The sequence below is a fragment of the Xanthomonas sp. NCPPB 3442 genome, assembly GCF_056725145.1.
In genome coordinates this window covers 1,628,482-1,641,113 of the sequence record NZ_CM161514.1, presented here as the reverse complement: position 1 = coordinate 1,641,113, position 12,632 = coordinate 1,628,482, and the positions used below count along the sequence as shown (strand labels likewise).

At 65.7% G+C, this 12,632-nt stretch carries 10 protein-coding genes; 5 read left to right on the top strand and 5 right to left on the bottom strand.

Annotated features, from left to right (window positions below; translation table 11 throughout):
* Positions 1–225 precede the first annotated feature (225 nt).
* Complete coding sequence (locus tag AC1POX_RS06970) at positions 226–3,801, bottom strand: hybrid sensor histidine kinase/response regulator (RefSeq protein ID WP_372356901.1); 3,576 nt, start codon at positions 3,799–3,801, stop codon at positions 226–228.
* Positions 3,802–3,897: 96 nt separating this feature from the next.
* On the opposite strand from AC1POX_RS06970, the gene AC1POX_RS06965 reads away from it, so the two are divergent.
* Genes AC1POX_RS06965 through AC1POX_RS06955 form a run of 3 tightly spaced genes read left to right on the top strand, consistent with a single transcriptional unit; the run spans position 3,898 to position 5,699 of the window.
* Complete coding sequence (locus AC1POX_RS06965) at positions 3,898–4,560, top strand: YceI family protein (protein ID WP_372356900.1); 663 nt, start codon at positions 3,898–3,900, stop codon at positions 4,558–4,560.
* The gene (locus AC1POX_RS06960) at positions 4,557–5,120 is read left to right on the top strand and encodes a cytochrome b (protein WP_008575305.1); all 564 of its coding nucleotides are present in this window, start codon (positions 4,557–4,559) and stop codon (positions 5,118–5,120) included. The genes AC1POX_RS06965 and AC1POX_RS06960 overlap by 4 nt, the downstream gene beginning before the upstream one ends.
* A 9-nt stretch (positions 5,121–5,129) precedes the next feature.
* The gene (locus AC1POX_RS06955; protein ID WP_008575303.1) at positions 5,130–5,699 is read left to right on the top strand and encodes a YceI family protein; all 570 of its coding nucleotides are present in this window, start codon (positions 5,130–5,132) and stop codon (positions 5,697–5,699) included.
* Between the two features lie 146 nt (positions 5,700–5,845).
* On the opposite strand, the gene AC1POX_RS06950 is transcribed toward AC1POX_RS06955, so the two are convergent.
* A complete protein-coding gene (locus AC1POX_RS06950; RefSeq protein WP_218557217.1) occupies positions 5,846–6,085 on the bottom strand; it encodes a glutaredoxin family protein in 240 nt (79 codons plus the stop codon).
* 87 nt (positions 6,086–6,172) lie between these two features.
* On the opposite strand from AC1POX_RS06950, the gene AC1POX_RS06945 reads away from it, so the two are divergent.
* Entirely contained in the window at positions 6,173–7,555 is a 1,383-nt protein-coding gene (locus tag AC1POX_RS06945) for an L-serine ammonia-lyase (RefSeq protein ID WP_008575300.1), read from the top strand.
* A 337-nt stretch (positions 7,556–7,892) separates the two neighbouring features.
* Positions 7,893–8,900, top strand: a complete 1,008-nt coding sequence (locus AC1POX_RS06940; protein WP_372356899.1) for an alpha/beta fold hydrolase — start codon at positions 7,893–7,895, stop codon at positions 8,898–8,900.
* Positions 8,901–9,233: 333 nt separating this feature from the next.
* Here the strand turns inward: AC1POX_RS06940 and AC1POX_RS06935 are convergent, their stop codons facing one another.
* The 3 genes from AC1POX_RS06935 to metX are packed head-to-tail and all read right to left on the bottom strand — an operon-like array spanning position 9,234 to position 12,564.
* On the bottom strand, positions 9,234–10,322 hold the full coding sequence (locus tag AC1POX_RS06935) for a homoserine dehydrogenase family protein (protein WP_055026784.1): 1,089 nt from the start codon (positions 10,320–10,322) through the stop codon (positions 9,234–9,236).
* Positions 10,319–11,536 (bottom strand): O-succinylhomoserine (thiol)-lyase, encoded by a 1,218-nt coding sequence (locus tag AC1POX_RS06930; RefSeq protein ID WP_372356898.1) that lies wholly within the window; start codon positions 11,534–11,536, stop codon positions 10,319–10,321. Before AC1POX_RS06930 ends, AC1POX_RS06935 begins: the two co-directional genes overlap by 4 nt.
* Entirely contained in the window at positions 11,533–12,564 is a 1,032-nt protein-coding gene (gene metX, locus AC1POX_RS06925) for a homoserine O-succinyltransferase MetX (RefSeq protein WP_014090739.1), read from the bottom strand. Before metX ends, AC1POX_RS06930 begins: the two co-directional genes overlap by 4 nt.
* Between the last annotated feature and the right edge of the window lie 68 nt (positions 12,565–12,632).

Here is a 12,632-nt window from a genome sequence, read left to right as displayed (position 1 = left end):
TTCTTGGTCCCAGGAACTGGCTGGCTCCCTGGCCGAGTTGCCGTTCTGCTGCCCGCTGCGACTGACCCGGCATGCGACCAAATGCTTGGCCGGCCAGTGCAGCAGGTATCTGCTGCGCATGGCACTGGTCGTGGCGAACGCACTGCCGGTTTGCTGTCTGCCATGGAACCAAGACAGCGCCGGCGCGAGGCTGCTGTCGCGTCCTCGCCTGGCTTGCACCTGGACCTACGCGTCGCCGGCCTCGCGATCGCGCTGGCCATCATCGACATCGGCAAGCACCCGCGCCAAGGCCTGCGCCAGCAAATCGCCCGTGACCGGTTTGCGCAGAAAGCCATTGCAGCCGGCGGCCATCGCCTGCGGTTCGGCATCCGTGTCGGCACGTGCGGTCACGGCCACGATCGGGAAGCGCACACCGCGCGCGCGCAACTGCGCCACCAGCGCCGCACCATCGAGGCCGGGAAGATCCAGATCGCACAATCCCGCATCGAAACTGCGCGTGCTCACCTCTGCCAGCGCGGCAAGACCATGCAGCACATGCGTGACGTGATGCCCACGCGTCTGCAGCAGGCCCACGATCACCTGCGCCACGGTCGCATCGTCCTCGACCAGCAGCAGCTGCAACGGCGCTTGCTCACGCAGCGACGGAGCGCGCACTGCAGGCAGCGTGACCGCAGGCAAGGTGGACACCCAGTGCAACGGCAGCTCGACCACAAAACACGCACCCTGCCCCAATTCACTGGTGACCGTCACCGCGCCGCCCATCGCCGCGGCAAGTTCGCGGCAGATCGCCAGCCCCAGCCCACTGCCGCCGTGCCGTGCCAGCGTGAGCGCGCCTTCGGCCTGTTCAAACCGCTGGAACAGCCGTCCGCGCTGCTCGGCGCTCATGCCCGGCCCGGTGTCGCGCACTTCCACGCGCAGACCCTGCCGGGTGTACTGCGGCAACGTGGTAAGGCGCAGGTGCACGCTACCGCGCTCGGTGAACTTGACCGCATTGAACAGCAGATTCAGCAGGATCTGCTGCACGCGACTGGCATCGCCATGCAATGCCGGTGGCAATGCCTCGTCGAGCTCGCACTGGAAGGCCAGCTGCTTCTGCTCGGCACTCGGGCGCACCAGTTCCACCACCTGGCCGACCAACTGGCGCAGATCGAAATCGCGGTAATCCAGCGGCAATTTGCCCGCTTCGATCCGGGCCAGATCCAGTGCATCGTTGACCAGACGCAGCAGGTGCTTGCCGGCCAGCTGGATCGCGCTTGCATAGCCTTGCTGACGGCCATCCAATGGGGTCTGCAGCAGCAACTCGCTCATGCCCAGCACACCGGTCATCGGCGTGCGCACCTCGTGACCCAACGTTGCCAGAAAGCGCGTTTTGGCCAGCGATGCCTGCTCGGCCAACTCGCGCTTGTGTTGCGCCAGCTGCCATTGCGCGCGCATGCGAATACGTCGCCGATATGCGGCGGCCAGCAAGGCGCTCAACAGCAATCCGGAAAACCCAATCGCCGCAATCCCGATCTCGCTACGCCACCAGGGGGGCCTGACCGAAAATTGCAGCGAACGTACCTGCGAGCGATTGCCCAGCGGGTCGATGCCCTGCAGCGCAAGCGTGTAGTTGCCGGCAGGCAGGCTGGCGAATTCGCGGATGCCGGTGTTGCCTATGGTCTGCCAGTCAGTATCGAAGCCTTTCAGGAAGCTGCGATACCGATTGGACAGCGGGTCGCTGTACGACAGCAAGCGGCTGACGATCTGCAGCTGGCGGTCCTCCGGGCCCAGCTGGAACGGGCGGTCCATCGGCAAGGCGATGCGTGCGCCATTGCGCAGCACGCTGACGTGTTCCAGCTGCAGTGCCGGCACGAACGGGGCAACATCCGGCATTGCGGTATCCAGCAGCACGGTAGAGCCATCGCTGGTTGCCCCGATCAAGGTGTCGCCCGAAGTCAACAGGCAATGCTGGATGAACTCCTGACTGGTGAGGCCATCGCGCGTGCCGATATTGCGGACCCGTGCCGGATTCACCGAGGGATCGATCCGCCAAAGCCCGCGCAGACTGGAAATCCAGACACGCCCACGCGGGTCGATCTGCATGGCAGAGGCATCGAACCCACTCAGTCCATCCGCTTCGCCTACCTGACGCACGCGCTTCCAGCCGGCGGCGCGCTTTTGCCACTGCTCTGCACCGGAGGCGCGATATACCCAAAGTGTGTCCGCAGACTGGCTGGCGAATGCCTGGATCGGCGTCCCCTCAAGCCCTGCCACCGGCACGAAGCGGCCTGTCGCGTCGTCCCATGCGAACATGCCGCCCTCGCCGGCCACCCAGACGCGTCCGTCGGGGCCCTGGTCCAGTTGTTGGATGTCGATCGCGCGTAGGCCATGCAGGTCTTGTTGGGTCATCCGCTGCAAGACCTTGCCGGTGCGTAGATCGCGCTGCTGCACCATGTCGATGAAGGCCATCCAGACGGTGTCGCCATGCTCCATGATCCATTCCGGCGCCGACAACGCCGATGACGGCTCGGGCCCATCGGACGGCCAGTGCACGAAGTCACCGGTACGCAGGTCCATCCGCGAAAGGCCAAAGGTCAAATTCCCCAGCCACACCCGTTGCAGGCGATCTTCCAATGCCGACACCAACTCCATCCCTTTGAGCTGCGGCGACTGCAGGCCTGTCTGGAACGAATCGCCGGTGCTCGGATCCACGCGCAACAGACGCCCCTGCGCATCGACCTGCCATAAGCCCCCTGAGCGCTTGGCAGGCGCCAGGTTGCAATAGATCGCATCGCCCATCGGCACCGCGGGCTTGAGCACGGCACTGCGTTTCCAGTCGGCTGGCAGATACCCGAGCCCGGTGCCATGCATGGGCACCCACAGGCCGCCATCGGCCGCCCCCATCAAGCCGATCACGTTACGACGCGACAGCGGCCCCTCCCCGCTCAGGGCGGGCACCGGTGGACGCTCTCCGCGCGTGCGCCAAAGACCACGTCCGCTGCCCAGCCAGAATTCGCCATCCGGCGTCGCGACTGCGCCCCAGAACTCATTACCGTTGCCGAACATCGTTGACCAGGCAAGCGGCTGCCAGCGACCGTCGGCGCGCAGCACGTGCAATCCCGACTCGCTTCCCAGCCACAAACGGTCCCCGGCCCACTGCAAACCGAAGATGGCCGCTTCCCGGTTTGGCTCGTCCGCGACGTATTGGCGGTGCAGTTGCGTGCCGTCGTAATAGGCCAGGCCATTGCTGGTGCCGATCCACAGGCGGTGCTGGTTGTCCACCGCCAGGTTCATGACCATGGCGTGATCCAGCGCGCCTTCGATCCCGCCCAGGTTCACCGACGACATCCCTCCGTCGGCACCGATGCGCACCAGCGCACCGGTGGTGGTGCCGGCCCAGATGCCGCCATCGAATGCGGCGATGCTGAAGATCTCGCCGTCCTTCAGCAATGGATAGTCTGCAGCGCGATAGTGAACAAAGCGCCTGCGGCCGGCATCCAGCACGCTTAGCGTCTTGCCGCAGCCCACCCAGACCCGGTCCAGCGCATCGATATGCAATGCCTGCACCGCGTTGCAGGGCAACGATTCAGGGTCGGCCGGATCGTGCCGCCAGGTCCTGAAGCCCGCGCCGTCGTACCGCACCAGACCGTCGAGCGTTCCAAGCCATAGATAGCCGGCGCGATCCTGGCTGATGGCAACCACCATCGTCGAAGGCAATCCTTCGCTGGGTCCCACGATCCGAAAGCGTGGCACTTCCGGAATCTTTGCCGCGCACGGCCAGATCGCCAACAGCACGGCCAGCACCACGATGAGTACACGCATGGGGGAATCCTTTCCTCGTCCAGCCGGCATGCTCGCAACGGATCGTTGCGAGCGCAAGCCGAGCGCGCGTTGCCGGGATATGTCTAGAATCCGCCCATGACAATCCTCGCCCGCCTATTGGTGTCCTCTGCCCTGGTTACAACCAGCCTCGCCGCCACCGCTGCGCCTGTGCGGTATGCGCTGGATCCGGTGCATACCCGCGTGTTGTTCGCGGTGGAACATGCCGGCTTTTCCAAGGCATTGGGCACCGTTTCCGGAAGTAGCGGCACCTTGGTCTTCGACCCGGACGACTGGGCCGCCGCCCGGCTGGATGTCACCGTGCCGCTGCACCGCGCAGACCTGGGCGATGCCAAGTGGAACCAGGCCACCCTGGCACGCAACCTACTCGACGCCGAGCGCTTTCCCGACGCGCATTTCGTCTCCACGCACGTCGAGGCCAGCGGCGAAAACCACGCCAAGGTCAGCGGTAACCTGACCCTGCACGGGGTCACCCGCCCGGTCACCCTGGACGTCACCCTCAACGCGCTCAAGCGCCATCCGCTCCCGCCGTTCCGCCGTACGGCCGGTTTCTCCGCCACCGCCACGCTGAGCCGTTCCGAGTTCGGGATTGATGCCTGGAAATCGATGATCGGCGACAGCGTGGAGTTGCGCATCGAAGCCGAAGCCGTGCGCGAAGGGCGCGCCGACGACGAGACCCCCGAGCCGCAAGCCGCACCCACGCCTGCGGACGCCGCCGCCACCCAGGAATCGGGCACATGAGCATGAAGAACCTCGAGCGCTGGGGCGGTGTGAGCCAGACCCTGCACTGGTTGATCGCACTGCTGATCCTGGTGCTGGGCATCGTCGGCCTGACCATGGGCGAGCTGCCCAAGACCCCGAAATACTTCTGGGTGTACACGGCGCACAAATCGGTGGGGCTGACTGTCCTGGCCTTGGTGATCGTGCGGCTTGGGTGGCGCATCTACGCCGGCGCACCGCCGCCGGTGGCCGGTACGCCGCGCTGGCAGGAGCGCATCGCCGGGTTCACCCACTGGCTGCTGTACGCCATGATCTTCGCCATGCCGCTGTCGGGCTGGTTGTACGACTCCACCAGCGGCCTGCGGCCGTTTCGCTGGTTCGGCCTGTTCAATGTGCCCAAGCTCAGCCCCCCGGACGAACAATTGCGCGCCATTGCGCACTTCGTCCACGAATGGGGTTTCTGGTTGCTGATTGCCGTGGTATTGGCGCATGCCGGCGCTGCGTTTTACCACCACCTGTTCCAGCGCGACGCCACCCTGGCGCGGATGTTGCCGCGTGGCTGGCTGGCTCCCAAACCATAAGGATTTCCCATGTCGTCCAAGTTGTTTGTCTCTCCGATGCTGGTCGCGGCCTCGCTGGTGGCCACGTTCGCCGCCGCGCCGGTGCTGGCCGCCGATTACGTGCAGGCGCCCGGCTCCAGCCTGGTATTTGCCAGCAAGTACGACGGTGAAGTGTTCACCGGCAAGTTCCCCGGCTTCGACACCACGCTGAGTTTCGATCCGGCCAATCTTGCCGGGGCCAAGCTCGATGTGCGTATCCCGCTGGCCAGCGCGGTCAGCGGCAACAACGATCGCGATTCCACCCTGCAGGGTCCGGATTTCTTCAATGTCGCCAAGTTCGCCACTGCGCGCTACCGCGCCGACAAGTTCCGCGCCCTGGGCGGCAACCAGTACGCTGCCGACGGCACCTTGGAACTGCGCGGTGTCAGCAAGCCGGTGATGCTGACCTTTACCTGGACGCCCGGCGCGCAGCCGGTGCTGTCCGGCAAGGCCGTCGTCAAGCGGCTGGACTTTGGCGTGGGCGGCGGCGACTGGGCCGACACCAAGACCATTCCCAACGAAACCGCGATCAGCACCAAGGTCGTGTTGAAGGCGAAGTAACGCCACAGGCTGCAACCGGACGCAGCCACTGAGCGGCGGACTACTCGTCGGGTCCGCCGCTTTTTTGTGCCCACATGGCGTGGGACAGCGAGCCGGTGCTCACCGGCTGCTATAGATTGCGGAGCCGGCGCGTTGTCGTGCCGCTCCTACCGCTTGGCGACGTCGTCGTCCAGCCATGCGCGCAAGCGCACGCGATCGAACGGCCAATCCAGCTCGCGTCCACGCGCATCGCGCAGCACCGGCACGCGCGCGCCGTAAACGACCTCAAGCGCCGCGTCGTCGTCGATGAACACGCTGTCGAAATCGCCTGCACGCGCCTGCGCCAGCACTTCCACGGCCTGGTCGCACAGGTGGCAATTGTCGCGCTGGTACAGGGTCAGGGGCATCGGCCGGGCTCTCATGCTGCGCTGCAGCCGTGCCGCAAGCGCCAAACGACTAGAATAGCTGCCTTTACGCTCACCTCTCCGGCACGCATGGCTGTCAGCACGTTCGACCTGTTCAAGATCGGTATCGGCCCAAGTTCCTCCCACACCGTGGGGCCGATGCGCGCCGCCGAGCGCTTCGTGCATCGCTGGCTGCTCGATGCCGGGCGCCTGCAGGACGTGGTGCGCATCCGCGCCGAAGTGTTCGGCTCGCTCGCCCTGACCGGCCGCGGCCATGGCACCGACAAGGCGGTGCTGCTCGGGCTGGAGGGCCACCGCCCCAACCTGATCGACCCGGACATCATCCCCGCCACGCTGGAGCGCATTCGTACCAGCAAGCGCATCACCTTGATGGGCCAGCACGCCATCGTCTTCGACGAAAAGCGCGACCTTCCGATGAACAAGCGGCAGAAGCTGCCGTACCACACCAACGGCATGCGCTTTACCGCCTACGATGCCGATGAAGCCGTCATCGCCACACGCGATTACTATTCGGTCGGCGGCGGCTTCGTGGTCAATCAGGACGACGCCGCAGACGACCGCATCGTGGCCGACGAAACGCCGCTGCCCTACCCGTTCCTCAGCGGCGACGAACTGCTGGCGCAGTGCGCGCGCAGCGGCCTGAGCATTGCCGCGCTGATGTTCGAGAACGAAAAGAGCTGGCGCAGCGAAGAGGAGATCCGTACGGGCCTGCGCGAACTGTGGAATGCAATGCAGTCCTGCGTGACGCGCGGCATCCGCGAAGAAGGCACGCTACCGGGCGGCCTGAATGTCTCCCGCCGCGCACCAGCGCTGTACCGCGAACTGTCCTCCAAGCCGGAGGCGGCCATGCGCGACCCGTTGACCACGCTGGATTGGGTCAACCTGTACGCACTGGCCGTCAACGAAGAAAACGCCGCCGGCGGCCGCGTGGTCACCGCGCCGACCAACGGCGCGGCCGGCATCATTCCGGCGGTGCTGCATTATTTCGACCGCTTCTGCGCAGGCGCATCTGAACAACGCATCTTCGATTTCCTGCTCACCGCAGCGGCCATCGGCATTCTCTACAAGGAAAACGCCTCGATTTCCGGTGCCGAAGTCGGCTGCCAGGGCGAAGTGGGCGTGGCCTGCTCGATGGCCGCCGGCGGCCTGGTTGCCGCACTCGGCGGCAACCCCGGGCAGATCGAAAACGCCGCGGAAATCGGCATGGAACACAACCTGGGCCTGACCTGCGACCCGATCGGCGGGCTGGTGCAGATTCCGTGCATCGAACGCAACGCCATGGGCGCGGTGAAGGCCATCAACGCCAGCCGCATGGCCATGCGTGGCGACGGCAAGCACAAGGTCTCGCTGGACAAGGTCATCAAGACCATGCGCGACACCGGCCGCGACATGCAGGACAAGTACAAGGAAACCAGCCGCGGCGGGCTGGCGGTGAACGTCATCGAATGCTGAGCCAATCGTAGGCGGAGTGCTGCTCAACCCAGCGCGCGCAGCGACGAAAAAACCCGCTCCACGGATGCATGCCCTTGCATTGCCGTTCTCGTGCACGCAGGAAGAAGATGCGCGAAATGCAGATGAGGGGACGCACCAGCCGCGGGGAACGCGCTGCCCTTCTCCCCGCACGGGGGAGAAGGTGCGCGAAGCGTGGATGAGGGCAATAGAGGTCGGCGCACGCATCGGAGCCGGGTCGCCAGCCATCGTCAGCAACGCGCCTGCAGCGCCCGACAACCGTCACCCGGCTGTACGTTCCCACCACATTCGCCGCTGTACCGTCAGGGCCTGGATTTGGATGGAGATCACGATGCGAAAGCGTGTTTGCCCCCTCATGCTCGCCCTGGCCAGTAGTCCGCTCCTGGCGCAGGAAGCCAGTTATGGCCCGCGGCTGGAAGGCTTCGACTACCCACATCCAGTCAAGACTTATACATTCACCTCGCAACGGCAGCCGCTGGAAATGGCCTATCTGGATGTTGCGCCAACCGGCACGCCCAATGGCCACACTGCGGTGCTGTTGCATGGCAAGAACTTCTGCGCCGCCACCTGGGAAGACAGCATCGCCGCGCTAAGCAAGGCCGGCTACCGCGTCATCGCGCCAGACCAGATCGGTTTCTGCAAGTCCAGCAAGCCGGCCGCCTATCAGTTTTCGTTCGCGCAACTGGCAGACAATACGCATGCGTTATTGAAGACGCTCGGCATCGAACGTGCGGTGGTGGTCGGCCATTCGATGGGCGGCATGCTGGCCATTCGCTATGCGCTGATGTACCCGCAAGCCACCGAGCATCTGGCGCTGGTGGACCCCATCGGGCTGGAAGACTGGAAGGCCGAAGGCGTCCCCTGGCGCAGCGTGGATGCGTGGTACGACAACGAGCTGAAGACCAGCTTCGAACGGATCAAGAAGTACCAGATGGATGTGTACTACGCCGGTCAATGGAAGCCGGCATTCGAACGCTGGGCGCGCATGCAGGCCGGTATGTCGCTGGGCAAGGGCAAGCAGGCCGTGGCGTGGAATCAGGCGCTGACCTACGACATGGTCTTCAACCAACCGGTGGTCTACGAGCTGCCCAGACTTGCGGTGCCGACCACGCTGTTCATCGGCCTCAAGGACCGCACCGCCATCGGCAAGGACACCGCACCGCCCGAGGTCAAGGCACGTGTGGGCGATTACACCAAGCTGGGCAAGCGCGCGGCAGCCGCGATTCCGAATGCGAAACTGATCGAGTTCGCCGATCTGGGCCATTCGCCACAGGTGCAGGACCCGGCCCGCTTCAATGCTGCGCTGTTGAAGGCGATCGCGCAGTAATGCTGTGGGTCTATGCGAGGGCAACGGTCGGTCGCCCTCGCATCTTCACCGCAGCCGGTCGAAACCGGCTGCAGCCAGCACCGATGGGCAGATCGCGCCGGCACGGCAGTTGGCGTGCCGGCAGTTGTAAACACGCACGCGCCAACTTTCATCCATCACGCATCCATCTCCGGCATCCGATCATCTTGCGACCACGCCCAGATCGAACGAGCGGTCGCCTGTAACCCGCACATTCGAGGCTCCAGGGGTGTCGGCACGCGCAGCATCGATCGCGCGCGCACCGCAGCGCCGCAAGGCGCACGGCAACGCACCGGCGTCAGCTCGGTCGCGCCATCAGCCGGCCACGATCCGCAACACGTCATCCAGCAACGCCGCTGCAGTCACCTCGGCGCCCGCGCCCGGGCCCTGGATCAGCAGCGGCTGCGCGCGATAGCGGTCACTGCTGATCGCCACGCGGTTGTCGGTCCCGGCACCGCCGGCCAGGGGGTGGTCCAGCGCCAGCTCACGCAATCCCACGCTTGCACCATGCGCGTCCACACGGCCGACAAAGCGCAGGCAACGCCCTGCCGCACGCGCCTGTTGCCACCGCGCGCCCACCACCGCATCCAGCGCGCCCAACTGCGCATCCAGTTCAGCAAGCGGCGCCTTGGCAATGACGGCAGGCACCAGCGATTCCACATGCACCTGCTCGGCCTCCAGTTGCCACCCCGCGGCACGCGCCAGGATCAGCAGCTTGCGCCGCACATCCTCGCCAGAGAGATCGATGCGTGGATCCGGCTCGGTATAACCAGCCGCCATCGCTTCGCGCACGCAGGCGGAAAACGCGCCACTGCCGTCGTAGCGATGAAACAGCCACGCCAACGATCCGGACAACACGCCTTCGATCGAATGAATGCGATCCCCACCGGCAACCAAGGCGCGCACGCTGCTCAACACCGGTAGCCCGGCGCCCACAGTGGCGCTGTCGCCGTAATACGCGCCGCTGGCATGGCGGGCCGCATGCAGCGCCTGCGCACGCGACAACGCGGTGCCCTGGCCCAGTTTGTTGGCGGTGACCACATGCACACCGCGCTGCAACCACTCGACATGCCAATCGGCCACGACATCGCTGGCAGTCGCATCCACCAGTACATCGCCGGCACGCAGTGCGGTGGTTTCTGCCCAGGGCTGCAAGAGCGTTTGCCCGCGCGGCGCCGCATTGGCGTGCTGCAGGGCCTGCTCGGCGCTGACGCCACAATCCTGCGCAACACGCGAATTGGCCAGCCAATCGAAGCGCGGCAAGCGCAGTTGGCGCTGCTGCAGCGCGGTGTAGCGCGTCACGAACGCGCGCCCCACGGTGCCGGTCCCCAGCAAGGCCAGGCGCGGTGTGGGCGTCACTGCTGCGACCGGAGCGCGGCGCGAAACGGGCAGGACATTGCTCACGCGTCGACCTGTTTGCGGCTGGCGGTGGTCAGGGTCGCTTCGGCACGGGCCAGGCCGGCGCGCAGATCGATCAGCAGATCGTCGGCCGATTCGATCCCGATCGACAGGCGCAGCAAGCCATCGGAAATACCGGCTGCCGCACGCGCTTCGGCGGTCATTGCCGCGTGCGTCATCGAGGCAGGATGCGCGATCAGGCTTTCCACTCCGCCCAACGATTCGGCCAGGGTGAAGTAACGCAAGCCATCGACGAACGCACGCACGGCCGCTTCGCCGCCTTCCAGTTCGAAACTCATCATCGCCCCGAAGCCCTTCTGCTGACGCGCGGCCATTGCATGGCCCGGATGCGAGGCCAGCCCCGGGAAATACACCCGATTCACCGCCGCATGCCCGTCCAGCAACGCAGCGATCGCATCGGCGTTTTCCTGATGCACGCGCAGCCGGGCATCCAGCGTGCGCAGACCGCGCAAGGTAAGGAAAGCATCGAACGGCGAGCCGGTCAGGCCCAACGCATTGGCCCACCACACCAGTTGCTGATGCAGTTGGGCATCGCGTGCCACCACCGCACCGCCCACCACATCGCTATGGCCGTTGATGTATTTGGTGGTGGAGTGCAGGACCAGATCGGCACCGAAATCCAGCGGCTTCTGCAGCGCCGGCGACAGGAAGGTGTTGTCCACCACCGTCAATGCGCCGACCTTCCTTGCAGCTTCGATGACAAAGCGCAGATCGGTGATGCGCAGCAGCGGGTTGGACGGGGTTTCGATCAGCACCAGCTTGGGCGACTGCGCCAATGCGTCGGCCAGCGAACGCGGATCGGTCAGATCCGCGGTGATCAGCGCGAAGTGGCCTTTCTTGGCCAACGCATTGAACAGGCGCCAGCTGCCGCCGTACGCATCATGCGGCACCACCAGCGTATCGCCGGGTTGCAGCACCGCGTTGAGCACCAGATTGATCGCGCCCATGCCGGTGGAGGTGATCACGCCGCCCGCGCCGCCTTCCAGTTCGGCCAGCGCTTCGCCTAACAGGTCGCGGGTCGGATTGCCGCTGCGGGTGTAGTCGTACTGGCGCTTGTTGCCAAAACCATCGAACGAGAAATTCGACGACAGCACGATCGGCGGGGTCACTGCCCCGTAGGCGGTGTCGCGATCGATACCGGCACGCACGGCGGCGGTGGCAGCAGTACAGGGGGCGTCGGTGGGGTCACGAAAGCTCATGCGGTTTCTCCGGTGCTGCGAAGGGCGGTAGTGAGGATTGCGTCGATGCGATCGATTTCTTTCAGGAAGGCGTCGTGCCCATACGGCGAGCGCAACACGCGCAGGCTGCCGCGCGGGCCGAGGCCTTCGACCAGGCTGACCATGTCGGCCAGCGGTACCAGGCGGTCGCCCTCCACCGCCACCACCACGGTGGGCACGCGCACTTGCGCGGGGTCGATGCGATGCAGGTCGATCGATTCGGACAGGCGCAGATACGCGTTCACCGGCGTGCGCGCTACGTACTGCGCACCGGCGGCGTCCAGATAGTCCTCGGCGGCCACACGCACGCGGCCGTTGATGACCTCCGGCGGCGCATCGAAGCGCTCGCTGAATTCTTCCGGCGTGCGGTAGCTGAGCATGGCGAACTGACGCGCCAGCGCCAGGCCATGCTGCTCCGCGCACTGCAGCTGGCCCAGCGCCACCGCGCGGCGCTGCAGGGCACGCCAGGCCGCCGCATACGGATGCGCGCGGTGCGCGCCGCTCACCGCGACCAGGGTGCCGACACGGGCCGCATGGCGAATTGCAAATTGCAATCCCACCAGCGCACCGTAGGAATAGCCGACAAAGCCATGCAAGCGTCCGATGCCCAGCGCGTCCAGCAAGGCGGCAATCGCATCGGCCTGATCGGCGGTATCGATCGGCGCGTCCAGGTTGCCATCGGCACCGAGAAAGTCGAATGCCAGCAGGCGACGCGCGGCAGGATCCAGTGCGCGGCCATCGCCGACCAGCCCATCCACCCAGCCCTTTTCGGGGAACAGGTCGCTGGCGGCCAGATGGCGGTGCGCGGAAATGCCGCCGGCCACGAACACCACCGGCGCATTGGCCACGCCGATCAGTTCATAGCGCAGCCGCAGCTCGCGCATGCCGGCATGGCGCATCGGCAGGGCGATGACGCGTTCGCCGCGCACGGCAGTGATGCCGTCGTCGCTGCTGGCGGGGGTGTCAACGAAATCGTTGGTAGACGGCGATGCTGTGTTCACGAGGCTCATGGCGGTATCCAGGTGGATCGGCCATCGAGCTTCGCGGAGCTCGCGTTCGACGTGCGCAAGGCACGATT